General features: G+C 60.9%; 25 protein-coding genes and 2 pseudogenes. 14 read left to right on the forward strand and 13 right to left on the reverse strand.

Annotated elements, in window-relative coordinates; genetic code table 11:
* The first annotated feature begins 1 nt into the window (after nt 1).
* From FPZ24_RS04455 to FPZ24_RS17505, 4 genes are all read left to right on the forward strand, one after another.
* Nucleotides 2-3262 (forward strand): error-prone DNA polymerase, encoded by a 3261-nt coding sequence (locus tag FPZ24_RS04455; protein WP_146569904.1) that lies wholly within the window; start codon nt 2-4, stop codon nt 3260-3262.
* A 1-nt stretch (nt 3263) separates the two neighbouring features.
* Complete coding sequence (locus tag FPZ24_RS04460) at nt 3264-3557, forward strand: hypothetical protein (RefSeq protein ID WP_146569905.1); 294 nt, start codon at nt 3264-3266, stop codon at nt 3555-3557.
* 74 nt (nt 3558-3631) lie between these two features.
* Nucleotides 3632-4075, forward strand: coding sequence for a nucleotidyltransferase domain-containing protein (locus FPZ24_RS17500; RefSeq protein ID WP_240047611.1), 444 nt, complete (start codon nt 3632-3634; stop codon nt 4073-4075).
* Between the two features lie 10 nt (nt 4076-4085).
* The gene (locus FPZ24_RS17505) at nt 4086-4616 is read left to right on the forward strand and encodes a HEPN domain-containing protein (RefSeq protein WP_240047612.1); all 531 of its coding nucleotides are present in this window, start codon (nt 4086-4088) and stop codon (nt 4614-4616) included.
* A 73-nt stretch (nt 4617-4689) separates the two neighbouring features.
* Here FPZ24_RS17505 and FPZ24_RS04470 read toward each other — a convergent pair whose 3' ends face one another.
* Complete coding sequence (locus FPZ24_RS04470; protein WP_146569906.1) at nt 4690-5160, reverse strand: group I truncated hemoglobin; 471 nt, start codon at nt 5158-5160, stop codon at nt 4690-4692.
* Nucleotides 5161-5173: 13 nt separating this feature from the next.
* The gene (locus FPZ24_RS04475) at nt 5174-6055 is read right to left on the reverse strand and encodes a DUF3034 family protein (RefSeq protein WP_146569907.1); all 882 of its coding nucleotides are present in this window, start codon (nt 6053-6055) and stop codon (nt 5174-5176) included.
* Between the two features lie 239 nt (nt 6056-6294).
* Between FPZ24_RS04475 and FPZ24_RS04480 the strand changes: the two genes are divergently transcribed.
* From FPZ24_RS04480 to FPZ24_RS17730, 3 genes are all read left to right on the forward strand, one after another.
* Nucleotides 6295-6774 carry a methylamine utilization protein gene (locus FPZ24_RS04480; protein WP_240047613.1) on the forward strand — a complete coding sequence of 160 codons (480 nt, stop codon included), beginning with the start codon at nt 6295-6297 and terminating at the stop codon, nt 6772-6774.
* 77 nt (nt 6775-6851) lie between these two features.
* On the forward strand, nt 6852-8738 hold the full coding sequence (locus FPZ24_RS04485) for a putative bifunctional diguanylate cyclase/phosphodiesterase (protein WP_275669356.1): 1887 nt from the start codon (nt 6852-6854) through the stop codon (nt 8736-8738).
* A complete protein-coding gene (locus tag FPZ24_RS17730) occupies nt 8621-9145 on the forward strand; it encodes an EAL domain-containing protein (protein WP_275669357.1) in 525 nt (174 codons plus the stop codon). Before FPZ24_RS04485 ends, FPZ24_RS17730 begins: the two co-directional genes overlap by 118 nt.
* A 610-nt stretch (nt 9146-9755) precedes the next feature.
* Here FPZ24_RS17730 and FPZ24_RS04490 read toward each other — a convergent pair.
* Nucleotides 9756-9998: a hypothetical protein gene (locus FPZ24_RS04490; RefSeq protein ID WP_186729047.1), complete on the reverse strand. Its 243-nt coding sequence runs from the start codon at nt 9996-9998 to the stop codon at nt 9756-9758.
* 184 nt (nt 9999-10182) lie between these two features.
* Nucleotides 10183-10815, reverse strand: a complete 633-nt coding sequence (locus FPZ24_RS04495) for a sigma-70 family RNA polymerase sigma factor (protein WP_146569910.1) — start codon at nt 10813-10815, stop codon at nt 10183-10185.
* 170 nt (nt 10816-10985) lie between these two features.
* On the opposite strand from FPZ24_RS04495, the gene FPZ24_RS04500 reads away from it, so the two are divergent.
* Both FPZ24_RS04500 and FPZ24_RS04505 read left to right on the forward strand, forming a co-directional pair.
* Complete coding sequence (locus tag FPZ24_RS04500; RefSeq protein ID WP_146569911.1) at nt 10986-11771, forward strand: Crp/Fnr family transcriptional regulator; 786 nt, start codon at nt 10986-10988, stop codon at nt 11769-11771.
* 92 nt (nt 11772-11863) lie between these two features.
* Complete coding sequence (locus FPZ24_RS04505) at nt 11864-13906, forward strand: hybrid sensor histidine kinase/response regulator (protein WP_146569912.1); 2043 nt, start codon at nt 11864-11866, stop codon at nt 13904-13906.
* 185 nt (nt 13907-14091) lie between these two features.
* Here FPZ24_RS04505 and FPZ24_RS04510 read toward each other — a convergent pair whose 3' ends face one another.
* A complete protein-coding gene (locus FPZ24_RS04510) occupies nt 14092-14865 on the reverse strand; it encodes an alpha/beta fold hydrolase (RefSeq protein WP_146569913.1) in 774 nt (257 codons plus the stop codon).
* A gap of 354 nt (nt 14866-15219) precedes the next feature.
* Here FPZ24_RS04510 and FPZ24_RS04515 point away from each other — a divergent pair, with 354 nt between their 5' ends.
* Nucleotides 15220-15969: a hypothetical protein gene (locus tag FPZ24_RS04515; RefSeq protein WP_146569914.1), complete on the forward strand. Its 750-nt coding sequence runs from the start codon at nt 15220-15222 to the stop codon at nt 15967-15969.
* A 103-nt stretch (nt 15970-16072) separates the two neighbouring features.
* Here FPZ24_RS04515 and FPZ24_RS04520 read toward each other — a convergent pair whose 3' ends face one another.
* The 4 genes from FPZ24_RS04520 to FPZ24_RS04530 all read right to left on the reverse strand — a co-directional run bounded on the left by FPZ24_RS04520 (nt 16073) and on the right by FPZ24_RS04530 (nt 18878).
* Nucleotides 16073-17437, reverse strand: coding sequence for an erythromycin esterase family protein (locus FPZ24_RS04520; protein WP_186729049.1), 1365 nt, complete (start codon nt 17435-17437; stop codon nt 16073-16075).
* A 198-nt stretch (nt 17438-17635) separates the two neighbouring features.
* On the reverse strand, nt 17636-18373 hold the full coding sequence (mddA, locus tag FPZ24_RS04525; RefSeq protein WP_146569916.1) for a methanethiol S-methyltransferase: 738 nt from the start codon (nt 18371-18373) through the stop codon (nt 17636-17638).
* An 88-nt stretch (nt 18374-18461) separates the two neighbouring features.
* A complete protein-coding gene (locus tag FPZ24_RS17735; protein ID WP_275669358.1) occupies nt 18462-18590 on the reverse strand; it encodes a hypothetical protein in 129 nt (42 codons plus the stop codon).
* Nucleotides 18591-18605: 15 nt separating this feature from the next.
* The gene (locus FPZ24_RS04530) at nt 18606-18878 is read right to left on the reverse strand and encodes a DUF4242 domain-containing protein (protein ID WP_146569917.1); all 273 of its coding nucleotides are present in this window, start codon (nt 18876-18878) and stop codon (nt 18606-18608) included.
* Between the two features lie 151 nt (nt 18879-19029).
* Here FPZ24_RS04530 and FPZ24_RS17920 point away from each other — a divergent pair.
* A pseudogene (locus tag FPZ24_RS17920) lies at nt 19030-19389 on the forward strand (ATP-binding protein); the annotation flags it as partial.
* A 48-nt stretch (nt 19390-19437) separates the two neighbouring features.
* Here the strand turns inward: FPZ24_RS17920 and FPZ24_RS17515 are convergent.
* On the reverse strand, nt 19438-20190 hold the full coding sequence (locus FPZ24_RS17515; protein ID WP_240047615.1) for a hypothetical protein: 753 nt from the start codon (nt 20188-20190) through the stop codon (nt 19438-19440).
* Here FPZ24_RS17515 and FPZ24_RS17520 point away from each other — a divergent pair.
* Nucleotides 20170-21588, forward strand: a complete 1419-nt coding sequence (locus tag FPZ24_RS17520) for a LuxR C-terminal-related transcriptional regulator (RefSeq protein ID WP_240047616.1) — start codon at nt 20170-20172, stop codon at nt 21586-21588. The genes FPZ24_RS17515 and FPZ24_RS17520 overlap by 21 nt on opposite strands.
* 199 nt (nt 21589-21787) lie before the next feature.
* On the opposite strand, the gene FPZ24_RS04540 is transcribed toward FPZ24_RS17520, so the two are convergent.
* From FPZ24_RS04540 to FPZ24_RS04550, 3 genes are all read right to left on the reverse strand, one after another.
* The gene (locus tag FPZ24_RS04540) at nt 21788-22411 is read right to left on the reverse strand and encodes a hypothetical protein (protein WP_146569919.1); all 624 of its coding nucleotides are present in this window, start codon (nt 22409-22411) and stop codon (nt 21788-21790) included.
* 23 nt (nt 22412-22434) lie between these two features.
* Nucleotides 22435-22743 (reverse strand): hypothetical protein, encoded by a 309-nt coding sequence (locus FPZ24_RS04545; RefSeq protein WP_146569920.1) that lies wholly within the window; start codon nt 22741-22743, stop codon nt 22435-22437.
* A 64-nt stretch (nt 22744-22807) separates the two neighbouring features.
* Nucleotides 22808-23077 carry a GlsB/YeaQ/YmgE family stress response membrane protein gene (locus FPZ24_RS04550; protein WP_146569921.1) on the reverse strand — a complete coding sequence of 90 codons (270 nt, stop codon included), beginning with the start codon at nt 23075-23077 and terminating at the stop codon, nt 22808-22810.
* Nucleotides 23078-23309: 232 nt separating this feature from the next.
* Here FPZ24_RS04550 and FPZ24_RS04555 point away from each other — a divergent pair, with 232 nt between their 5' ends.
* Both FPZ24_RS04555 and FPZ24_RS04560 read left to right on the forward strand, forming a co-directional pair.
* On the forward strand, nt 23310-24746 hold the full coding sequence (locus FPZ24_RS04555; RefSeq protein ID WP_240047617.1) for a helix-turn-helix transcriptional regulator: 1437 nt from the start codon (nt 23310-23312) through the stop codon (nt 24744-24746).
* 66 nt (nt 24747-24812) lie between these two features.
* Nucleotides 24813-25571 (forward strand): annotated as a pseudogene (locus FPZ24_RS04560) (IS5 family transposase).
* Nucleotides 25572-25734: the final 163 nt, after the last annotated feature.

The raw sequence follows: 25734 nt of genomic DNA on the forward strand, positions 1-25734 counted from the left end.
GATGGCGCGCTACGTCGAACTTCAGGCGACCAGCCATTTCTCGTTCCTGCGGGGCGCGTCCAGTCCCGAGGAACTGTTCGCGGCCGCGGCGTTGCTCGGTCATACCGCGCTCGGCCTGACCGATCTCGGCACGGTCGCGGGGATGGTCCGCGGCTGGGAAGGCCAGAAGGCGACCGGGGTACGGCTCATTCCCGGCACGCGCATCGTGCTCGACGATGGCCGGCAACTCCTGCTCTTCCCGACAAACCGCACGGCCTGGTCGCGGATGACGCGGTTGCTGACGGTCGGCAAGGCGCGCGCCGGCAAAGGCGGATGCGATCTGCGCTGGGTCGATGTGGCAACGCATGCCGAGGGGCTCGTCGCCATTTTGCTGCCGGATCAACCGGGTGTCACGCTCGATCGCGACCTTGCCGACCTGCGCGACGTGTTCGGCAGGCGGGGCTATCTTGCGCTGACGCTGCGCCGCCGCCCCGACGATATGGCGCGCGTTCATGCGCTTGCGGCTCAAGCAGCTCGGGCGGGTGTCCGGGCGGTGGTCACGGGCGATGTGCTCTATCACGCGCCCGAGGCGCGGCTGTTGCAGGACGTGCTGACCGCGATCCGCGAAGGCACGACGGTCGACCGGCTCGGGTACCGCGGCGAACGGCATGGTGATCGGCATCTGAAAAGCCCTGAGGAAATGGAGAGACGGTTCGCCGCGTTCCCCGACGCGGTGCAGGCAACCGCCGATATCGTAGCGGCCTGCACCTTCGATCTCGGCGAGCTAAGTTACCAATACCCGCACGAACGCGTGCTCGAGGGGCTGACCGCGCAAGAAGCGCTCGAGCGGCTGTCGCGCGAAGCCGCCGAGCGGATGTTTCCTGAGGGCGTACCGCAAGCCCATGCCGATCAGATCACCCATGAACTCACGCTCATCGGGAAACTTAACTATGCGCCTTACTTTCTGACCGTGAACGCGATCGTCGCCGAGGCGCGCCGCCGCGGGATTCTGTGTCAGGGGCGTGGTTCGGCAGCCAATAGCTGCGTGTGTTTCGTGCTCGGCATCACCTCGATCGATCCGATCAAGCACGAATTGCTGTTCGAGCGCTTCGTCTCGGGCGAGCGGCCCGAGCCCCCCGATATCGACGTCGACTTCGAGCACGAGCGGCGCGAGGAAATCATTCAGTGGATTCACCAGACCTACGGCCGCGACCGTTCGGCGCTGACCGCGGTCGTCACGCGATTTCGCGCGCGCGGCGCGATCCGCGAGGTCGGCAAGGCGTTGGGCCTGCCCGAAGACCTGACCGCCTCGTTGTCGGGGCTGGTCTGGGGCTGGTCGGTCGAGGGGGTCGGCGAGAAGCAGGCGAGGGAGCTCAACCTCAATCTTAACGACCGGCGGTTGCGGCTCGCGCTCGATCTCGCGAGCAAGCTGATCGGCACGCCGCGGCATCTCTCGCAGCATCCCGGCGGATTTGTCCTCACGCACGACCGGCTCGACGATCTCGTGCCCATCGAGCCGGCAGCGATGGCCGACCGTCAGGTCATCGAATGGGACAAGGACGATATCGACGCCTTGAAATTCATGAAGGTCGACGTGCTGGGCTTGGGCATGCTCGGCTGCATGAACCGCGCGTTCAACTTGCTCGAGCAGGAGAAGGGCATCCGGGTCACGATGGCCGACCTCCAGGACGACGATCCTGAGGTCTACAAGATGATCCAGAAGGCCGACACGCTCGGTACCTTCCAGATCGAAAGCCGCGCGCAGATGTCGATGCTGCCGCGCATGAAGCCCAAGCAATTCTACGATCTCGTGATCGAGGTTGCGATCGTGCGGCCCGGGCCGATCCAGGGCGATATGGTCCATCCCTATCTTCGCCGCCGCGAAGGCAAGGAGCGGCCCGAGTATCCGAAAGCCGAATTACGCGCGGTGCTCGAAAAGACGCTCGGTGTGCCGCTGTTTCAGGAACAGGCGATGAAGGTCGCGATCGTCGGCGCCGGGTTCACGCCGGCCGAGGCCGACCAGCTGCGGCGCGCCATGTCGACCTTCAAGCTGACCGGCGGGGTCAGCCATTTCTACGACAAGCTGGTCGGCGGCATGGTCGCAAGGGGCTATCCGCAGGATTTCGCCGAACGTACGTTCAAACAGATCGAGGGGTTCGGCAGCTACGGCTTCCCGGAAAGTCACGCGGCGTCGTTCGCCAAGATCGCCTACGCGTCGTGCTGGGTGAAACATCATCATCCTGACGTGTTCTGTGCCGCTTTGCTCAACGCGCAGCCGATGGGATTCTACGCGCCCGCGCAGATCGTGCAGGATGCGCAGAAGCACGGTGTGGAGGTACTGCCGGTCTGTATCAACAAGAGCCGCTGGGACTGCACGCTCGAACCTGTCGGCAATCGGCTCGCGGTGCGGCTGGGCTTTCGCCAGGTGCGATCGCTCGCCAACCTGCATGGCGCGGCGATCGTGTCGGCGCGCGGCGAGGTGCCGTTCGGGTCCGTCGAGGAAGTGTGGCGGCGGGCCGGCGTGCCGCGCGCCGCGATCGAACGGCTTGCCGAGGCCGACGCCTTCCACGCGCTCAGCGAAGACCGGCGTCAGGGGCTGTGGAAGGTGAGGGGGCTCGGTGAGGCGCCGCTGCCGCTGTTTGCGGCGGCCGACGAGCGCGAAGCCGAATTCAGCTCCGAAGGTGTGGAGGAAAGCGTCGCGCTCGTGCCGATGACCGATGGCCGCGAAGTGGTGGAGGATTATCGCACCACGCAATTGTCGTTGCGGGCGCATCCGGTGTCGTTTCTGCGTGAGGAATTGACCAGCCGGCGGATGGTCACGTGCGCCGAGCTACTGTCGATCAAGGACGGCCGCCATGTCGCGGTCGCCGGGGTCATTCTCGTCCGCCAGAAGCCCGGCAGTGCCAAGGGCGTGCTGTTCATCACCATCGAGGACGAAACCGGTGTCGCGCAGGGCATCATCTGGCCCGACCGGTTCGAGAAATATCGGCGCGTGTTGATGTCGTCGTCGATGGTCAGCATGACGGGTCGCCTGCAGAAAGAAGGCGAGGTGGTCCACGTCATCGTCGACCGCATCGACGATTTGACGCCGTTGTTGCGCCAGGTCGGATCAATGGACTTTCCGCATCGGCCGGGCAGGGCGGATGGCGCGACGCATAGCGGCAGTCCGGATCGCGGCGACGCCGGCTGGGTGCCAAAACCGGCGGCGCACTATCACCCGCCGTTCGCGGGCGGCGCCGATCCCGAAGACCTGATCAGGGTCCGAAGTCACGATTTCCATTGAGATGGCGGCTTATCTGTCGCGCCATCAGCGCATTATCATCGATCTCGCGATCCGCATCTTGCGCTCGGCGATGACGCGTTCGACCGGCGCCAGGGTCGATACGATCGAGGTTCGGCTCGCGCTGCGTTGTCTGCTCCCGCATTGCCGCGAGCGCTGGCCGCTCGACATGTTTTGGGATGCCGCCAGCGGAGACAATGACATCGGCCGGGCCCAAGGATGTACCGCCGGGTTCAATGGTATCGTTCGCCAGTTGCGGATGGCCGGCGCGCACGGCGAGCAGACACCGGGCACATGATGGGCGGGCAGGGCGGGGGGTATCGCTGCACATCGGGGCGCCTCGCCATCGTGCTCGTTACGCGTGATAGCGACGTGGAGCAGATTGACCTTGCCACGTTCGCCCGCGACCGCGAGAATCGCACGATGCGCACCGATCTCGATCACCTTCCGGAGAAACAGCAAGACGAGCTGCGGCGAACGGTCACGATCCTACGCGAAGAATTCGACAAGGCGATCGCGACCGCGACGCAGCCGTGGAAGAAGAACGGCAAGATCCTCAAGATCATTCTGTTCGGCAGCTACGCACGCGACGATTGGGTCGATGAGCCTGAGAACGGCTATCAATCTGACTTCGATCTGCTGATCGTCGTCAGCCACCCCGATCTAACCGACATAGCCAACTACTGGTACGTCGCCGACGATCGGATTCTGCACGACGATGCGATCGAGCGGCAGGTCAATATCATCGTCCACTCACTGGACGAGGTGAACCAGTCGCTGACGCGGGGCGAATATTTCTGGGTCGATATCGCGTGACGGAATTGCGTTGTACGAGTTGCCCGGAAGTGCACTGGCGACGCCGCAGGCGCTGACCTCGGCGGACGCGTATGAAATGGCGTCGCGGTATTTCAGCGGCAAGCTGGCCGACTTGGATCGCTGGATAAAGACCGCAGAAATTCAACTAGAGCTTTCCAGCGACGACCAGGGGTTTCGAAAGCTGGCAGCCTTCAACCTACATCAGGCAACCGAGACCGCATACGCTTGCTACTTGCTGACGCGGACACTCTACTTTCCGCGATCCCACAATATCAAATTCTTGAGATCCATTTCTGAAGACAAAAATGGGCGCCTCATAAGCGCTTGGCAGCGATCAAATCGCGAAGAAAGACGTCGGTTTGAGCTGCTGAAACGCGCCTACGTCGAGGCACGGTACTCGGATCAGTATGAGATTTCAGAAAGCGATCTGTCTTGGCTCGCAGACAGTGTCTTGCGCCTTCGGGACGCGGTAGAGGCGATTTGTCGAGAACGGCTTTCCGAATTGCGAACCGCTGCGGGTCTACAGTCGCCTATGACGTAGATTGGGCCGACTGCCGACTGGCGGCTTTTTGCCCGACTGCCCTGTAAGCAGCCGCCTCCTAGTATGAAGTACCCTAGCGCTCGACGGTGTCGCGTTTCATCGGTGCGAGCTTGGCAAGGAAGCGGTTCTGCGCGAACCAGGGCACGCCTTCCTTGCGCATTGCAGCCTGCAGATTTTCGACGAGCGCTCCAACGTCCGCGCTCTGGATGCCCAAATCCTTGTGCGCTTCCTTCATCGTTCGGCCGCTATAGTCGCAGCCACCGTTGAGGATGAAGCAGAACTGCTCCTTGAGCGTGCGGCGAAGGCGGACGACGTCCTGTGCCTTGAAGATGTCGGCGATCCGCTTATCGACAACGAGGTGATCGACGAGATCATCTACGATGCGATTGATGCCGTCGCGTCCGTGAAATGCCTTGAGCATTTCGTCCCCGGAAAACGGCTTGGCACCGGCATTGGCGTTGGACTGGGTGTAGCGCTCGACCGGCTCCTCACCTGGAGGGACAGTCTGAACAGCGGCGGCGGCGGCGAGAATTATGGACAGCATAGAAATCCCTCGATCAAAAGCCGCCCTGTAGGGACAAAAATGCGCCGCGCTGGCTGCGGAAAGTAGCGATATCGCCAAGGTCGGTATAGGCCGCAGTCAAGGTGATGTTGCGCATGAGCGACCACGCCGCAAACAGATCATAGCCTCCCTGTTCGCGTGCGAAGCCGAGATTGTCGGGCTTGGACCGATATTCCGCGCCGATCACCAGCCGGGGCGTCAATAGCACAGCCGCGGATCCTTCAAATTGCGGACGATATCGATCCACCTTGTCGCCGCCGAAGCCAAGCAGGCCAAACTGATTGGCCTTGGTAAGGCGCATCGTGGCGTCGAGCACCAAGCTCTTCGACAGAACCACCTTGGTCGCCGCAACGTAGAAATCGGTGCCGCGCGACTGACGGCCACCGACCGCGCGGATGATCGCGCCTTGATTGGCTAGCTTGTACTGAACGCCGATCGCGATCTGGGGCAGAATGCGGTCCTGATCGTAAACTGCATCGCCGATGATCCGCACCTTCGCACCGATAACGTTCTGGTCGAACCGGAAGTTACGGCCGAGCCCCAACGCCGCGCCAGCCTTTCGTGTATCGAAAGTTATATGCTGGAAGGACACCTCGACGCGGTCACGCCATCCAATCTTCCCCCCGATCGCGGTGAGGTTGAAGTCCGTCAGTGGAACGTCGGTGATGTTGACGCTGGCACCGATCCCGGCATCCGTTTCATTGCCGGTGATGACCGCCCAGGTGGCAAGGCCGCCGCCGGCCGCGCCCTCGACGCTGGTGACGCCGCCGGTTAGCACAAGCTTGCCGCCAGAGCGCATTTCGTCTGCATGCGCCGACGAGGCCGCCGCGAGAAGGGCGATCGCAATTGTCACGGCGTAAGTCTTGACTGTCCGCATGATCTGCGAGGATTCCGCCCTTTGTGTGATGCGGGTTAATCTCCAAAACTGGTTAATTTCTTAACAATATCGGGTTTATGAATTGCCAACCCTGGCGAGGGTAAGGAGCGGTTATGCGTATACTTTTTCCGTGCCTTGCGGCCGTGGTCGCGGCGCTAGCGCCAGTATCGGCGTCCGCCGCATCGGCAACGATCACGGTGCGCGGAGCGGACGGCCAGCCGCTAGTCGGCGCGGTGGTGATGATCGAGATGGCCCGCCCACCGGCAGGACCGATTAAGTTTCCCTGGCCCTATGTCATGGCGCAGCAGAACATCGCGTTCGTACCGCATGTGCTGATCGTCCCGGTCGGCGCCACGGTATCGTTCCCCAACCGCGACAAGGTCCGTCATCACGTCTACTCGTTTTCTGGCGCCAAAAAATTCGACATGAAGCTTTATGGTCGCGACGAAACGCGCGCCGTGACCTTCGACAAAGAGGGTGTCGTAACCCTTGGCTGCAATATCCATGACGCGATGAGTGCTTTCATCATCGTCGTCGATACGCCGTTCGCGGCGCAGACCGATACCAGCGGGCGCGTGACCATCGCCAACGTGCCGGTGGGTGCGGCGACGATCCGCGTCTGGTATCCTTCGGCCCGCGCCCCAGAAAACATGCTGACGCAACCGGCGGCGGTGACCGCCACAGGCCTGGACGCGACTTACACAATCCGGCCGCGGTGAACCGTCGCAGCCCACCTCGATTTGCGATGCCAGCGTTCCGTTTCCGACGTCTGAGCACACGCCTGTCGGTTCTCTACATGGCGCTGTTCGCCGTCGCGCTGATGGTCGTCGCTGTGTCCGCGCAAGTCATGATCCTGGCGCATGCGCAAAGCTCTGTGCGCGCGGAATTGGCTACCAGCGGCTCTGTGTACGATCGTATCTGGGCACTGCGCGCTCGCTCCCTTGCCGGTTCGGCGAGCGTGCTGGCGCGCGATTTCGGCTTCCGCACGGCCGTGGCAAGCGGCGACCGCGCGACAATAGACTCCGCAGTCGCGACCCTTCGCGATCGTGCCGAGGTCGCCAATGCCTTTGTCGTCGATCAAGCTGGCGACGTGATCGGCGATGGCCCGCCCGCCCTGCAAAAGGCAGTCGCGCGCCTGCCGACCGAATTACCGGCGGGCCGGACCTCGGCGGTAATCGTCGCCGACGGCCAAGCGTACCGCGTTATCGTTTCACCCATCATGGCGCCCACCGAAATCGGCTGGGTCGTTTTCACAGTGCCGCTCGATCAGGTCGAGATGACGGCGCTTGAACATCTTTCGGCCATCCCGCTGACCGCGACCATGTTGCGCCGCGACGCGAGTGGCCGCTGGGCGTCGGCCGATGGCCGCGTGTCAGGTAATCCCGCGCTCGACCAGCTCGTGGCCGGAAGCATAGGGAACTCGGCGAAAACGCCCGCAACGATCGACCTGCCGCAGGGTGACGCGTTCGTCCTGGTCAAGCCGCTCGGCGGCCGCGGGCCGAGCCCGGAAGCAGCGCTGATGCTCAGTTATCCGCAAGCGCGCGCACTTGCATCGTATCGCTCGCTGCAAATCGGCATCGCGCTCGCCGGCGTGTTCGGACTCTTTCTCGTGCTGCTCGGCTCGCGTCGCCTCGCACGCTCAATTGCGCGCCCAATCGCGTCGCTCGATGCCGCGGCAAAGTCACTTGAAGAGGGCGCGCGCACGGAGGTGGAAGTTGCCGGTGCGGACGAAATCGGCCGCCTTGCCGAGAGCTTCAACGTCATGTCCGCCGGGATCATAGAACGCGAGCATCGCATTACCCACCTGGCTTTCCACGACTCTCTGACCGGACTCCCGAACCGCACTTTTTTCCGTCAGCAACTAGAAGCCGATCTCGGCCGGTCTGGCAAACTAGGCGAGCGCGTTGCCGTGCTGTGCTTCGATCTCGATGGGTTTAAGGGCGTCAACGATACGCTGGGCCATCCTGTCGGCGACGCTCTGCTGCGGCACGTCGGTCAACGGCTGACGGGAATTGCGAGCGATGGCATCGTGTCGCGGCTTGGCGGCGACGAGTTTGCGATCATCCTCAACCTGCGTGACACTGACGACGACCGACCCCGTGCGCTTTCGCAGGACATCATCGATGACATGAGAAAGCCGCTGTCGGTCGACGGTCACCAGATCGCGACGGGCGTCAGCATCGGCGTAGCCATCAGCCCGGGCGATGGCAACGACCCCGATACGCTGCTCAAGAACGCGGACCTCGCACTCTATCGCGCCAAGCAGGACGGACGCGGTGTATTTCGGTTCTTCGAACCCGCGCTTGACGCAGCCGCCCGTAAGCGCCGACAACTGGAACTTGACCTCAGGCAAGCGCTCCAAGCCGGTCAGTTCCGGCTCAACTACCAGCCCATCTTTGACTTAAAAGCCGATCGCATCGGTGGTTTCGAAGCGTTGCTGCGCTGGGAGCACCCAACCCGCGGTAATATCCCGCCAATCGAATTCATCTCAGTCGCGGAGGATACCGGTCTGATCGTCGCGATCGGCGAATGGGTAATGCAGGAGGCCTGTCGCCAGGCAGCGCAATGGCCAGAGCATGTCAGGGTCGCAGTGAACGTCTCGCCACTTCAGTTCCGCAGCACGGGCTTCTCGAACGTCATCTTCCAAGCGTTGTCACGCAGTGGCTCACGCCGGCTCGGCTAGAAGTGGAGATAACGGAGTCGATCTTTCTCGAAGACGCTGGATCGGTGGTGACGCTGCTACACCAGCTTCGCGCAATGGGAGTCCGCATTGCGCTCGACGATTTCGGCACAGGCTATTCGTCTTTGAGTTATCTTCGCAGCTTCCCGTTCGACAAGATCAAGATCGACAAGTCGTTCGTCGATGCGGTGGTGAATGACGACAGCTCGGCGGCGATCATCAGGGCGATCGTCGATATGGCGACAGCACTACATATGGAAACGACGGCGGAAGGCGTCGAAGATACGGCGCAGCTTGATCGCCTGCGGGGTCAGGGATGCAGCAGTATTCAAGGTTATCTCTTCAGCCGCCCAGTCGAAGGCAACAAAGTCGGCGAACTGCTGGATCACAAGGGAAGACTAGCTGCTTAGCCGAATGGTATCCTGCGGTCCCAGCGTAAGGGCTGACAGTCGGCCTTCGGCGCACTCAAGTTGGCAAACGTCCCCGCCGCCGCGGGCGCATTGCAGACGATAAATACCACGTCCGTGGTGACAGGCGGCTGTCGCTGCATTTTAAGAGAGATCTAGGCAAAGATTGAGAAGGCCGACCCGGGCGAAAATGGCTCGGTTGCAGCCCCCAACCTGGAATAGCCGACGGTCCTGGTGCTCGCAGCCAGAGCCTTTTCCTTGACGGCGGCAATCTTAACCGGGTCAGCCGCATTCCTCGTCGGATCGCTGGCCGCATCGACATTGTTCGCTCCAGAGCGTGGATGGGCGGGATCTACGTTCCGCGCTGCCATGTCGACCTCACCGCAATTTTCGCAAGAAAAGCCGTGTACACGGACCGGAGTAGGATACGTGATCGTGCCGATTGCCATCAAAAATCCTCTGCGCCGACAGATGTACATAAACTTCGCTAATGAAGAATGACGTTGGCCACTCAGCCATCTGCTTCGACCGCATTCGGATAGTCTCCACTCAACCTGATCGGCGGAATTTGGTGCGCAACGCCGACCAACAAATGATCGGGCGCCTGCTTTTCTCAATCAAACTGGCCCTCCGCAGATCCTGCTGACTGCTGGAAAAAATGAAGCGATCGCTCGAAGCCAAATGAGCCGGCGTCCGTAGCTAACAAGCGGGAATTTGAAAGGAAGACCATGACCAAGACCATCAACATAATCGCTGCTGCCGCGATCCTCGCAATCTCAGGATCTGCCTCCGCGCAGATGGCCAGCGGATCGATGTCCAGCGGGAACATGTCGAGCAAGAAAATGTCGATGTCCAAGATGGACATGAAGAAATGGCAGAAGTGCCAAGCCATGTCGAAGGCGATGATGATGAAGGACAAGAAGTGCATGGCACTCAAAAAGCACAGCGACATGATGATGAAGTGACGGCTCGTCGGACCGGTAGAGCAAAGCCGGTCCGACGCCTACGCGGAGGCGCCACCTTCTACTGGCTTACCTCAATCAGTAAGACCGCGACGCAACGTCATGAGCCCTCTTCGAATGACACTCTTCATTGTGCTGAGGGGGAACGCCGGCCCGGGCTGCTAGCTGCGCGTAGGTAAGCCCCTCGAAGAAGGCGTCATATATTGCGGCCTGCGTTGTAGAAGGGAGAGTTCCGAAGCACTTGCGAAGCGCGTCGCGATCCTGTTGCAGGACGATGCGGTCAACGCACGATGGCGCAGGGTCACGGATAACCTCGATCAGATTGGCCGAAAGAAATTCACTCGGTTTCTGCGCTCGCAGCCAGTCGATTGCCCGATTGCGCGTGATGGTGGCGAGCCACGTTATCGGACTGCCCTGCCGGGAACTATAACTTTTGGCGCTTCGCCAGACTGACACGTAGACGTCAGCAAGGATGTCATCCGCCGCCGCCCGGTCATGACAGACGTTAAAAGCCGTCCCGAACAGTTTGGCCCTTGTGCGACGATGAAGCTGATCGAACGCCTTGCGGTCGCCGGCTGCAACGCGATGCATGAGCACTACTAGCTCACGTCGCGCATGATCAGCGACTAATTTGCTAGAGATCGAAGGCGAAGCGTCCGGCGGTTCGACGACGGGCGTTTCCAGTTGGCCCGTGGTTTCTTCAACCAGCATCCGCTACCCTTTGTTGCCGCCACTGAACCGCCCGCGACAGACAGCCCCGACGGATGGACTTGTCATAAATCGGCAAAGGCGGCCGCTCGTTCCGGCGTCAAAAAGATTCAACCTAGGTTATCAATCCAAGTTTTTCTGAATCGCAGCGAGGTCGCTCGCATCCGCTACGGTTGCACAATCGTATCTCGGCACTTCTCCCGGAAAAACAACAGGATCTTGAAATGGCGCCGGCGTCTTTGGTGCGAAAATTCGAACTCTGTGGGATTTTGTCGAGCTGCGACCGCGACATGATGACGCGGCTTCTAGGTCCGCCCAAAACGGTCAATCGCCACGCCGTGATACGGCGCGAGAACGATCCCGTGACGGGCGCCTATTTGCTGGTTGAAGGTTGGGTTTCGAGCAGTACTTTGCGCAACGATGGTGGCGTTTTCATCAGTCACTTTTACTTGCCCGGCGATATCGTCGGCGCATCAAGTTTGGCGCATTGTTCGGCCAGCGACACGCTCACTGCGCTGTCACCGACAGTCGTCGCCCCTCTCTCCAAAGCGAGATTGGGCGACCTCTTCGTACAGTCTCCCCGTCTGGCGGCTGTGCTTTACCTCGATGCGATGCGAGAGGCTGTTGCATTTGCCGATCGCATGGCTGCCGTTGCCCGATCGTCAGCTGAAAGTCGCGTCGCCGCGCTGCTTCTCGATCTCTTCGATCGCGCCTGCACGATCGATGCCGGGCAGGCAGACCTTTTCGACTTTCCGCTTACTCAGCAGGATATCGGCGACGCACTCGGCCTCACTTCCGTCCATGTCAGTCGCATGATGCGAGGGTTCATCGATCGAGCCTGGATTCGACGAAGCGCGCGCGCGTTCATTGTGAAAGACGCGGCCGCTCTACGAGCGCTCGCCGGAATCCCGCGACGGCTCGTCGATACTGGCGGCGATTGGCTGCCGGCTACGCGGTGAACACAGTAAGTAGAAGTCCTGGATCGGCCTTGATCCAGGTTGATTGTGTGGGCGTCGTCTTCGCTTATCGTGAGTGCGCATAAGGAAAGCTAGTGAGCGAAACAGACATGGTTGCCGGCAGACAACTCGGGCTGCACCACGGCATTTTGAGCGAAGACGAACTCGAGTTCGCTTTGAAAGCCGGGCGTTTTGGCATCTGGTCGCTCGACCTCACGACGGAGGAGCTGACCTCCTCGGAAATCTGCCGGCTCAATTTCGGTCGCGATCCGACCTTGCCGTTTAGTTATGCTGAACTTCGCGACGCCGTTCATCCCGACGATCGTGAGCGAATGCAAGCGGCAGTTGCCACCAGCATCGCAAGCGGCGACGACTATGACATCGAGTACCGGCTCATCACGCCGGGCGGCGATTTACGCTGGGCGCAAATCCGCGCCCAGCCGAGCTATGATGCAAATGGCAGACCTGTGAAGCTGTCGGGGGTGTCGATCGACATTACGGGGCCGAGATCAGCCGAGCAGACATATCACGACATCGCCGATCGGCTCAATCTTGTGGTCGAACATGCCGAGGTGGGATTCTGGGACGTCGATCCCATCCATCATCAGTTGGTCTGGCCTGCGAGAACGAAGGCAATGTTCGGGATCTCGCCGGATGTTCCGGTGACGATAGACGACTTCTACAATGGGCTGCATGTCGATGATCGGGAGGCGACAAGTTCGGCTTACGCAGCCGCAGCCGACCCCGACCGGCGCGCCCTTTACGATGTCGAGTACCGCACGATTGGCAAAGAAGACGGGCTTATTCGCTGGGTCGCGGCCAAAGGCCGTGGGGTATTCAACGACGCTGGCAGCTGCGTCCGGATTGTCGGCACCGCGATCGATATCACGGCGAAGAAGAAGGCGGAGGAAGCGCTGAGCGTCCTGAATGACACGCTAGAGGCGCGCGTTGCCGAACGAACGGATCAGCTGGAGGCTGCACACGATCAGCTTCGTCAAAGTCAGAAGATGGAGGCGATTGGCCAATTGACGGGCGGCGTCGCACACGACTTCAACAACTTACTCACGGTAATTCGAGGCTCGGTCGATCTCCTTCGTCGACCAGACATAACCGCCGAGCGTCGCGAGCGCTATGTGAATGCGATTGGCGAGACAGCTGATCGCGCCGCGAAACTGACTGGGCAGTTGCTCGCCTTTGCACGTCGTCAGGCGCTGTCGCCAGAGCTGTTCGACGTGGGTGCCAGCATCGACGATGTTGGGAATATGGTGCGCACATTGACCGGCTCGAGGATCGCGCTCGATCTCAAGCCGCCTAAAGTGCCATTGTATGTGCTGGCGGATCGAAGCCAGCTCGATACAGCCATTGTCAATTTGGCGATCAATGCCCGCGACGCGATGAACGGAGAGGGACGGCTGACGATCGCGGTGGGCGCCGTGTCGAATATTCCGGCGAGACGTTCGCACGATGAAATCGCCGGAGATTTCGCGGCAATCGCGATTACCGACGAGGGAACAGGAATTGCCGCCGACGACCTCGAGCGCGTGTTTGAGCCGTTTTACACCACCAAAGCTACAGGCGAAGGCACTGGCTTGGGACTTAGTCAGGTGTTCGGCTTCGTAAAGCAATCGGGCGGCGACGTGACGGTCGAAAGCCAATTGGGGCGCGGTACGACATTCACACTTTATCTCCCGCGCGTCGAATCTGACGGCCACCTTGCATCATTTGAAACCAGAGAAGTTCGGGGCGACGGCATGGGGGTGTGCGTCCTGGTCGTCGAAGACAATGCGAGCGTTGGTGATTTCGCGCTAGCCGCGCTGCAGGACCTTGGCTTCGACAGCGTGCTCGCACGCGATGGCGAGCAAGCTCTTGCGGAACTTGAGAAAGATTGCGCGCGCTTCCACATACTCTTCACCGACGTAGTGATGCCCGGGATTGGCGGCATCGAACTGGCGCAACGTGTCCGCGCTGATTACCCCCATTTACCTGTAATCCTAACTAGCGGCTACAGCCACGTTTTGGCTGAAAATGGCGCGCACGGATTCGAACTGTTGCATAAGCCTTATTCTGTCGATCAGCTCTCAAGGGTGCTTCACAAGGCAATTGCGTGGCACGATCATGTTCGAGAACCGGCACACTAGGGGTCGGCTTAGCCTTTCGATCATCTGCGATACACCAAACCAATTACGGCAGCTTTTGACTGACGTTTGGCAGCCCGCAGACGACTGAACTTGGGGCGCCTAGCGGCGGCCCTGCCGTAGTTGGCTTTTCCGGGGCCTGGTCGGGGCGTGATAATTATCAATCAGCCATGGTGAAGTAATTTTCCTCACTCAGTGGCGGCGAGAATTACGGCAATCGTCTCGTCCGGCTGGTCCCACATTGGAAAATGTCCGCTGGCCTCGAACCAGTGCAAACTCGCGGAGGGAAAGGCGGCCTTTGCCCGCGCCGCCTGCCTCGGCAAACACAATCGATCATGGCGGCCCCAACCGATCACAATTCGGTGAGAAGGATCGGCTGCTGGGCCAGTTTGCTCGGGCCCGCTCGAAAGATCACGGACCAATGCGTCGAACGTCGGTGTCGTGCTTAGACTTTCCAGCTCGGTCGCAACGGTTTTCGGATCAAGCGCCCAGGGACGCGCGGACAGCTGCGCCAGCAACGCCGTGCGTGATGCGGCGTTCTTGCTAAGCGTCGGCAAGGCTGGCCGGATGGCTCGAAGCAGCCGCCCCGAAACGCCGATGGTAGTCTTGAAGAACGTACGCTCCCAACCACGCCAAAAGCCGCCAGGATCAAGTGCCACGACATTGCCGACGCGGCCGCGCCGAGCGAGTTCAAGTACGATGCGCGCACCCATCGAGCTGCCAACAACGTCGATGCCGTCTAGTCCCTTTTCAGCGATGTATCGCTCAACGCTGCCGACCAGGCCGTCAAAGGTTCCACTATTGGGTTCTGCCGGCGTGGCCCCATGTCCAGGGAGGTCAATCGCGATCACCGTCTTATCGACGCTGAGTGGCTCCATGACGGTGCTCCACGATGCTCCGCTGCCACCGAGACCATGCACAAGTAGCAGCTTGCGGCCGGTGCCGCGTTGGACTTCGTTCATTCAGGGGGGCTCCGATGGACTAAGACGTTCAACGATCGAGATCAGTCTTTGGGGCCGACAAGAGCGTCTTTGATTGCGACGGCTGTTTTCGGCTCCTCGGGCCTCTAGTTCTGATCGCTAACGAGGCCAAACGAACGGCACCTTTCGGGATCACGACTGAGCCGTGGCAACGACCATAATTGGGGCGCGAAGCCGACAGCCTTTAAGAAGGCGATTAGCGGCGCGGCCTTGGTCCGGGCCCTCGCAGTTTATCGCTCTATGCATTAGCGCTGGCTGCAACCCAGTCGTTGTCTTAGCAAGCCTGAGTACTGTGTTTGAGAAATCGGCAGTCGGCTAAGAAGGTGGAGACACTCGATGCGTTGTGAAGCATTGCAACTAGCGTTTATCGCTGCAGTGACGGGCGGCTTCCTCACTGCCCAGATAGCAACCGCGAGGGAAATGCCGCCGCAGAAGTCGGTAGAGCAAATCGGAACGTCGATCCGCGATCGGTTTATACAAGCCGCTAGCGCCTGCGGTGCCAGGCTGCCGTTCGAGCCACGCGTGACTGTCGACGCAGGATCGGCGATCGATGTCCATTACTCGTTCGATGATCGCGCGATCCACTTCACGGAATGGAAAAATCTCGATCAGGACAGCCAGGGAGCAATTACCGCGTGGGCAGCTAAGGGCACACTCGGTTTGTCGCCCGAGGGCATGTATCGAGAAATGTTCAACAGCTTTATCGCGCCTCATGAACTCGGTCACTATCTCCAGCAAATATCCGGACGTTACGGAACGCTGACACCATGGGATGCCGAACTTGAAGCCAACCGGATCGGGATGGCATTCTGGGTTCTTCAACGGGGTGCAGAGGGCAACGTCGAAGGACGCGTTGCCAACATCACGCGATTTCTTGACGGTGTTCCGACCCCAGTGCCAGCGGGTCAGGACGTGAAAGCATTCTTCAACGCGAACTATGCGGCATTTTCAGCTGGCAAAGACGGCCCGCTCAACCCGATGAATTACAGCTGGTTTCAGGCCGAGATGATGAAAACAGCGCTTCGTGAGCGCCAGCAATACCCGTTCTGCAAATTGGTCTCGCTGAACAAGGCCAAAGCTATTTGAGGCATGCGCCGCAGCGACGAATGATCGTCCGCTTTAGGCAGTGAGACTTTAGCTGGAAATGGCCGCTAATGGGGCGCTAAGCCAACCTGACGTCCGCTAGCTCCTACCTGCCCGGCCAAACGCGCGCTGGGGACATCGTACGAAACCAGACGATGACATCGAAGCCACGATCGGGCGCCTGGGCGCCGCCGTCGTTCTTCTTCTGCCAGTTCGCTGGATCCACCCTCCAGCCCGCCCAACCCCGCCAAGCTGGACGTGCCGCCCAACGATCTAATGCTGCGCTGTGCGGTCGCGTCCTCATATCAATCCACCATGCTTCGCCGGGGAGTGCAGAGAATAGATGACCAAGCTCGCCGGGGCGGTCATTGCGCAGCGGCACATCGCTGTAAACGCGGGTCTCCACCGAGGGATTGCGAGCCGCGTCCGGTAGGTTGACGACATTGAGCGTAGCACGCGACCAAGTGAATCCCACGGTCTGATAGCCGCCCTTTAACTTCGCTTTGATCGACCAACCCAGATTGCGCCAGCCGGCCTGTTCGTCAGCAGCAGAAAACGCACTCGCGACATGGTTGTCGTGCGCCCACAGGGCGGTGCGGCCATCCCCGATGCGTTCGACGAGATTTGCAGCCATGAATACATCGCGACGGCTGTAATATTCCGCCTCGTCGAACTTCTTGTCTGCGCCTTTGTACTCGTGATCAAATTCGAACAGTCCCTGTCGCGCGACTTTCGCAGCATATGTCGCTTCGCTGTAGTCAGGGTCGTCCCGCCATCCAGCTGGAGCGTCGGCAAGGCGAGTTTCGAGCTCGCCGGCTGCTTTGAAAATCGCATCGAACGTCGCGCGATCACTTTTTGCGATCCAATCGTAGAGGAATACTGGCGTACCGTTGGCATTCGGCAACAGCGCCTGCATCGCATCGCGAAGGCGAACAGCGGTTTGGGAATCGTGGCGCGATAAGAAAGCGAGCGCGACCGACGCGTCGACGCCAGTACTTTGATTATCGATCCCGACCACGCGGATTGGCTTGTCCGCCTTTTGGTTCCAGGCCCGCAGCCAAAGCAAGAGACCGCCGAACGCATCGTTTCGCCAGATAGAAAAGAAGTTAGGCGACCGAATGAGCGCTGCCGGGTCTCCCTCGCCAAATCGCACGTAGCGATCAAAGCCGTACCCTGCCGCTCGGTTGCACTCGATTGCGACTGTGTCGATCGTGCCGGCGCGGACTAAGGCTTTGATCAGCTCCGCCTTAAACGCTTCGTCCTGGTGCGTCCCGTGCGTAGCCTCGCCGATACCGATCACCCGCGCACCGGCCAATCGCTTCACGAGTGGAGCAAGATCGGCAGGGCTGGTCGCAGCCGCATCAAAGCGGTGCCCAGCTTTCGCGATCCATGCACGAGCAGCCACCTCGTCCGCAGCGTTGTACGGAACTGTAGCGATGGCTGCCGCCGCCGCGATCGAAATCCAACTCATCCATCCCCCCGGACCGAATTCAATTGGCAGCCTATACCGACGTTCGGGAAAAACAAACGGGCGGTCGCAACATGCGCCTGTCATCGCCGACCGCTTTTGGCGGCGATAGCGCGTTTGCCGAACGGCTTACATGGGGCGCAAAGCCGCTAGATGACCTAAAAGACGGTGGCAGCGGCAAAACGCCGCAGCCACCATCAATCAGCCCTGTTTTCCGATGCGCGGCGCCAACATACCGGTAGTCCGGCGATAGCGTTGGTAGTCATCGCCGAAGAGCTCTACCAAATCGCGCTCTTCATATTGAATTGCGATCAACATGTAGATCGACAGGCCCGCCGCCAAAAGGAGATGGCCAAGCGTCATGCGCGGCGTCGCCCAAAATGCTATGACAAAGCCGCTATAGAGCGGATGTCGAACCAGTTTATAAAAGAAGGGCGTCCGGAATTTAGGCGAGGCCGCCATCCGACCACGCGCTTGGAACCAGGCTTGCTGCAGTCCGAACAGCTCAAAATGATTGATCAGGAATGTGCTTAGCAGCACGATCAACCAGCCAATTGCAAACAACGCCCACAGCAACGCGGCGCCAACTTTGCCCTCAACATTCCAGACGTCGCCGGCGATCGGCAGCCAGAATACAAACATCAGGATCAGCATGGCACTCGCCATCAGCACGTAGACGCTGCGTTCGAGCGGTTGCGGGACCAGCCGTGTCCACGCGCGCTTGAACCCCTGCCGCGCCATCACGCTGTGCTGGACGCCGAACATCGCGATTAGCACAATATCTATGATCAGCGCGACCGGCACTGGTGCAGACGGTCCCGTATCGACGGTATGGGACAGAACCGGCACGTCTGCGACGAAGCCGATCAGATACAGGAAGGTTGCGAAAAATACCGCATAGCAGGATGCGGCGAAGACTAAGAAGGATAAGCGTTTCATTGGTAACCTCCCGAATGCAAATTCCTTTCAGCCCGACTGGTATGAGTGATGCTGCGGACACTTGATGCCAAGCGCCCGCAGCGCGCACTCAGGCGAACGCACTGGTCGCGTAGTCGGCAAATAGCTGCGCCACGCAGGCGAGCTGAACGACCGTCGCCATCGTGGCGAGGACCAGGTAGGTGACCGGGCCTTTGGCCCGGCCGGCATGGCGTTTCACAATGTATCTCCTTCGTCAGTAGTAAAAGAATGGGTCCAGAACCCGGACTTCGGTGATGGGCCCGACCGGCAGGCCATTGCGCTCGCCGGCAGTGCGGATGGCGTCGGGGGTCGGCGCGTCATAAATGCAGAAGGTCTTCTGTTTGTCGGCCGAGACGAAGCTCTGCACCCAATTTACTGCGTCAGTGGCATTCTGACCGACGACGTTCAAACAGGCGCTGGCGCCATCGTCGTTGCACGGGATGTGAAGACCGGTGGGGAACGTCCGTTCGACCATGTAGCGTGGCATGATGTTTCTCCTTTGCTTGGTTGAGCAAGGATCAGATCGACGAAAATTCGACCTGCAACATCGGCAGACCTCCCCATTTTGCGGGACGGCTGTTCCCTATTTTGGCAGTCCCTATTTTCGGGAGGCGCTTTCTTCTATTGTAGCGCTCGCCATGCTGCTCGAGCGCGACGCCATTCTCGAGGATTTGGATCGCCTGGCGACCGGTGCGGTTGCCGGCCATGGTCGCGTGGCCTTCATCATCGGCGAAGCGGGTATCGGCAAAACCAGCGTGCTGCGCGCAGCCGCCACCCGGCTCGAAAGCAAACTGCGGCTGATGTGGGCGGCCTGCGAGGATTGGAGTTCGGCTGCAGCACTCACTGTCCTGCGCGACTTGCCGATTATCGACGATGCGACGCTGGATAACGCGCAGAGCAGCGGTGCACGGCTCGCTTTGTTCGGCGAGGTGCTTGACCGGCTGAGCGACACGCCGACCGCGTTGCTGATCGAGGATCTGCATTGGGCGGACGATGGCAGTATCGACCTGTTGCGGTATCTCGGCCGGCGCATCGCCGATCGGCCGCTACTCATCATCGTGTCGTCGCGTGACGAGGATCAGGATGCGCGCGGCCGGTTGAGCCGGACGGCCAACGACTTGCCGCCTGCGGTGCGACAACGCATCGAACTCGCACGGCTGTCCTCCGTCGCGGTCGGGAAACTCGCCGCCGCGCAGGGCCTGATCGGCTCGGCAATCCACGACGCGACCGACGGCAATCCCCTGCTGGTCACTGAAATCCTCGCCAATCGTGGCAATCGGTCGAGTTCGATCGATGACCTCGTGCTGGCACGCGCCGAACGGCTCGATCCGGGCGGCCGGTCTTTCCTCGAATTCTGCTCGATCATCCCGCGTCGCGTGTCGCTGGCCCAGATCGAAGCGACAGGTGCGGCGGACGCCGATGTGTCCGCATGCATCGATAGCGGATTGCTCCTGGTCGACGGTGACGGCCTGGCCTTTCGTCACGAGATCACGCGACATGCGATTGCCGATGCGCTGTCGCCGCTCCGTCGCAAGCAGTTGCACGCCCACGAATTGGCTCGGCTGGCCGCCGCCGGCGCCAGCGCTGCCCGGCGTCTGCACCACGCGGCCGGTGCGGGGGATATCGCGTCCATCCGCTTGTTCGCCCCGGAAGCGGCCCGGCAAGCCGCGGCGCTCGGCGCGCATCACGAAGCGGTCGCGGCTTGGCGCGCCTTGTTCGACAACGACGAAGGACAATTTGACCCCGCGTTCGGCCAGGAGTTCGCGCACGAACTGCATGTGACCGGCGAACTCGCGCACGCGGTCGCCTGGCAGAAACGCGCATTCGCCGCGTACGAAGCTGCGGGCGACCTGCTGTTGCAAGGCGATGCGTTGCGATTTCTGTCGCGGCTGCATTACCTCAACGGCGACCGCGCGCTTGCCGATCAAGCCGGCGAAGCGGCGGTCGCATCGCTCGAGGCATATCCGGGTACGCCTGAACTCACCCTCGCGTACGCCAACCGCGCGCAGCTCGCGATGCTAGCTGACGATCCGGACGAAACGGTGCGATGGAGCGAGCTTGCGTTGCCGATCGCACGCGCGCTGGGCCGGGACGACATCGTTGCGACAGTACTCAACAATTACGGTACCGGGATACAATATGCCGATCTCGATCGCGCCATGGCGTTGCTCGATGAAAGCATCGCGCTCGGTATCGCGACCGGCAGCCAGGAACATGTCGCCCGCGCCTACACGAACAAGAGCTGGCTGCTGCGACAGGCGCGCCGTCTCGATCTCGCGCTGGCGGTGGCAAACGAGGGCGTCGCTTACTGCCGCGAACGCGACCTCGATACGTGGCGCGACTATATGATTGGCGGGCTTGCGCTGACGTTGCTCGACCTTGGCCGATGGGACGAGGCGGAGGCGACTGCCGAACCAGTAGTGTCGTCGACAACGAACACCCATCTGATGCGCAACCCGGCGGTGCGCGCGATGACATTGCTGCACATTCGCCGTGGCGATTCCGATCCGGCCGAGCTTATCGCTGAGCTACGTGAGCACATGGCGCGAGGTCGCGAAGCGCCTCGCTTTTCAAGCCTGGCGCTGATCGTCGCAGAGCAAGCCTGGACTTATGACCTGCCTTCACCGGAGGCCTTGGCGCTGCTCGCCGAGGCGACCGACTTGGCTTGCCACAATGGCAGCCCTTGGGATCGTGCATTGCTTTGGATGTGGCAACGCAAATTGGGCGGCGAAACCATCCAGCCTGACGATCTACCGTTACCGTTTGATCATTTGGCACGAGGGGCGATAGGCGAGGCCGCTACGGCATTTTCAAGTTATGCGATGCCATTCGGCGAGGCACAGACGTTGGTCGAGGGCGATGAAGCACAAGCGCTCGAGGGGCTGGCGATCCTCGATCGACTGGGTGCAGCCGCCACGGCCTCGCGCACGCGCGCCGAGTTGGCGACGCGTGGCATGCGAAAAGGGGTCCGGGGACCACGCGCGTCGACCCGCGCGAACAGCTTTGGTCTGACGCGTCGTGAAATCGATGTGCTGGGCGCCATCGACAAGGGTTGGACGAATAAGCAGATTGGCGAGCGTTTGTTTGTATCGGCAAAGACGGTGGACCATCACGTCTCATCGATCCTCGGTAAATTAGGCGCGCGGACGCGTGGGGAAGCGGCAGCACGGGCGAGGGATGAAGACTTGATATCTTAAAAGGCCACGAAGGAACCCTCGAGCCAGTGCGGGTACTTCGTGCCAAAAAAACCGTCGGCTTTCGGGTGGTACGTCGTGGCCACTGAACGACCGAAATTAAGGCGCATTCCAGTCGCCGAGATTTGCGTGAAAATTCAGTTTGCAAACGCGATCGTAGTTTGATGACGGCCTGACAACGAACAGCCAGGCCGTCACTCAATCAGCCGACAGGCGTAGAGCTGTAACGGTTACGCTCGTCCGCTACCTCTGCTTCGGAGTAGGTCGGCGCGCTTGCATCAAAAGACGACCAGCCGGACTGGCGATATGCTGCACCGCGAGTGGCAGCGTCGACGGACTTGTTCCGCTGTAGAACTGCCTCCGCTTCCGCAGCCATCGAGTCCTCAACCTTGGCACTGACCAGCGTTCCGCCACGACGAACGCCCTCAGAATATACGTTGGCGTCGTCGTCGCTGTGCCCAGCCTCTTTGAGGGCGCCAACGATGCCGCCGGTGGCTGCGCCGCTCGCGGCGCCGATCCCGGCGCCGACGGCAGTCGATGCAAGCCAGCCGGCCGCAACGATCGGGCCCAGGCCGGGGATCGCGAGCAGACCAAGGCCCGCGAGCAAGCCGCCGACGCCGCCCAGCACCGCCCCGGTCGACGCGCCGCGCGTGACGTCGCCGTCATCGTTGACGCCGTCGTTGTCGCGGTCGAGTGCGCCGTCATGGTCGCGGCCATTGGCGACGATGCTAAGGTTGTCGTGCGGAACGCCCAGTTGCTCGAGCTCGCGCATAGCGTTGGTAGCGTCCGAATAGTTGTCAAAAAGACGCGTTACGGTTTTTGTCATGTTGGAAATCCTAATGTCCGAGTTCAGCGAGTGGTGACGTTGCCCTTGTAATCCAGTCCGACCGCGACCTTCTTGCGGCCGTGCATCGCCCAGCCGCGCCAGACGCCGTTCTGGTCCTTGTTGAGACGCGAGACGCTGGAATAGCCGGCCTTGGCGATGCGACCGCGGGCCTGCGCTTCCGTAAACGAATTGCGGCCCTTGGCCGACACGTCGACCCGGGCGACCGAGCTGTCCTTGATGGCTGGATTGTTCGAGTCCCGGGCGGTAGCCTGGGCCAACGCGCCGCCAGAGATCAGCGCGGCAGCGGCCACGCCAAGGATGAAATGCTTCACGATGATTTCCGATCGTTGGTAAAAGATAGACCCGCCGGGTTCGGCGGGCCTTAGGCGTAGTGGTTCAGCGAACGGTCCCGCGACGCATAAGGTTCAGAACCGCCAGAAGAATGACCGAACCGACCAGCGAGATCAGGATCGTCTGGACGTTGATGCCGCCGTTCATGATCGATGCGCCACCGATCAGCGGCGTCACGACAAACCCCGCCAGCAACGCACCGACGATGCCGACAACGACGTTGAGAATGATCCCCTGCTGGCCGTCGGTATTCATGATGAGACTGGCGACCCATCCGATGATGCCGCCCACGACGAGAAGAATGATGAGGTTCATTGACACGCACTCCACATGTTTTCGAGTGGGGTGCTGAACCGGTCTGTTAACGATGATGTTCCGGATGCGCTGTGCATCAGCATCGCATCAATTGGTGCTGCTGCACTACAGGGCTTGGTAGTTTGCGGTATGGGACCATGGAACTTGCGGGGGTCGATTGCGCTGACGCCGGATGAGAACGCCAGCAACACGTTCGATCCCCGGGCCCACGCTCCATCATCTAGAGCAACTGATGGAGAGCCTGCTGGAGGGCGTCATTCTGATGGACCCGACAGGGGTGATCCTTGGCGCCAACGCAGCGGCTCTCAAGATGCATGGGATCAGCAAGGCCGAAGAGTTGGGCGCGACGGCTGACGACTACGCCCAGCGCTTTTGCCTGCGGTACCGCGACCATCGCCGGCTAACGGCTCGCGAATATCCGTTGATCCGCCTGCTCGCCGGCGAGAGCTTCCCCGATTTGATCGTCGAGGTCGCGCCGCTGGGGACCAACGAGCCGCGTTGGGTGCACCAAGTGCGCGACGTTGCGATGGACGACGACGGCGGAGAGCCGGACGCCCTTGCGCTCGTCATCCACGATGTGTCGGAGCGGTTCGATGCCGAGAACCGCTTCGAGGCGATGTTTCAGGCAAACCCGGCGCCGGCGCTGATTATCAGGGTCGCCGATCAGCGATATGTCCGGGCTAACCAGGGGTTTCTCGACCTGAGCGGCTACAGCCGCGGCCAATTGATCGGCAAACGACTGTTCGATGTCGACATCCTTGCAGACGTCGAACGCCGCGAATTTGTGAAGGAGCAGGTTGCAGCGGGGAAGGTGGTGCCGCAACTGGAGGCCGAACTTCCGCTGGCCGATGGGCAAAGCAAGCTGGTCATCCTGGCCGCGCAGCCGATCGAGGTCGCGAACGACCCTTGCCTACTCTTCACGTTCGCCGACCTGGAGCCCCGGCGCAGTGCGGAACGCGCGCTCGAGACCAGCGAACGCCACTTCGCGGCCGTGTTCGATATGGCGCCGATCGCGATGGTGGTGACGACCGGCTCCGAGCACCGCATCATCAACGTCAACGACGCCTTTCGGCGCATGACCGGTTATGCCGGGCAGGACGCCGTCGGCAGGGTCGCCGACGATCTTCAGCTCTGGAACGACGCAGCCCAACGCGCCGGTCTGGAGGAGCAGATCGACCAACGCGGTGGTTTTCGAGGACACGATGTCCGCATTCTCGGTAAGGACGGGACCGAGATCGATTGCATTGTCTCTGCCGAACAGATCAGCGTTCACAGCGACGATTGTGTTCTGTGGCTCTATCAGGACATCACCGAGCGACGGCGCAGCGAGCTTGAACTGGTCGAAGCGATCGAAGCCGTCATGAAAGACGCGAGCTGGCTTAGCAGCTCGATCATGGACAAGCTGGCCACGCTGAGGAACCCGCGAGGAAAACAAGCGGCCGCCAAGCCGCTCGTTGATATCAGCCCACGTGAGCGAGAAGTGCTCGAATTAATTTGCGCAGATATGGACGACGCCGGGATCGCGGCGAAGCTCGGGCTTTCGCGTAATACCGTCCGGAATCATGTCGCCCGACTATACGCCAAGATCGGTGTCAACCGCCGCAGTGCTGCCGTGGTCTGGGCGCGTGAGCGGGGCGTCGGGCTGAGAACGCCAACCCCTGAAACTTAGGCTAGGGTCAGGACCCATTGATCTGATGGCTGCGATCTGATTCAGGCTCCGTGAGGAGACTGGGTTTTGAGCGATCTATATTGGCTGACGGACGAGCAGATGGCGCGGCTCGCGCCGTATTTTTTTTGAAGAGCCACGGCAGGCCGCGGGTTGATGATCGGCGTGTGTTGAGCGGGATCATTTTCGTGAACCGCAACGGGCTGCGCTAGCGCGATGCGCCGAAGGACTATGGCCCGCACAAGACGCTCTACAACCGCTGGAAGCGGTGGGTGAGATGGGCGTCTTCGCCCGGATGATGGAAGGGCTGTCCTCTGCGGGCGCCGAGCGCAAGACGGTGATGATCGACGCGACATATCTGAAAGCGCACCGCACGGCATCGAGCCTGGCGGTAAAAAGGGGGATCTCGGCCGCCTGATCGGTCGCACCAAAGGCGGAATGAACACCAAGCTGCATGCCATCACCGATGCCAACGGCCGTCCCTTGAGCTTCTTCATGACCGCCGGCCAAGTCAGCGATTATATTGGCGCAGCCGCTCTGCTGGACGAGTTGCCGAAGGCTCAATGGCTGCTCGGCGACCGCGGCTATGACGCCGACTGGTTCAGGGACGCGCTGCAGGAGAAGGGCATAAAGCCCTGCATTCCAGGTCGAAAATCGCGCAACGAGCCCATCAAATACGACAAGCGACGCTACCGTCGCCGCAATCGCATCGAGATCATGTTCGGACGTCTGAAGGACTGGCGCCGCGTCGCCACACGCTACGATCGATGCCCGACGGTCTTCTTCTCCGCCATCGCCCTCGCTGCCACCGTCATCTTCTGGCTATGACCTATGAGTCCTGACCCTGGCGTAACTTACGCTGGCTGCGGCTAAGCGGGGCAAAATTCCCAAAACGGCACACGGACGTGATTTTGGCGTGGCAGATCGCGAAACCTTTACGCCAGATTAACGTATCTATCATGCGGCGTCGAAATCGAACTTTCTCAGCAAT

This window comes from Sphingomonas panacisoli, from assembly GCF_007859635.1.
GTDB classification, from domain to species: domain Bacteria; phylum Pseudomonadota; class Alphaproteobacteria; order Sphingomonadales; family Sphingomonadaceae; genus Sphingomonas; species Sphingomonas panacisoli.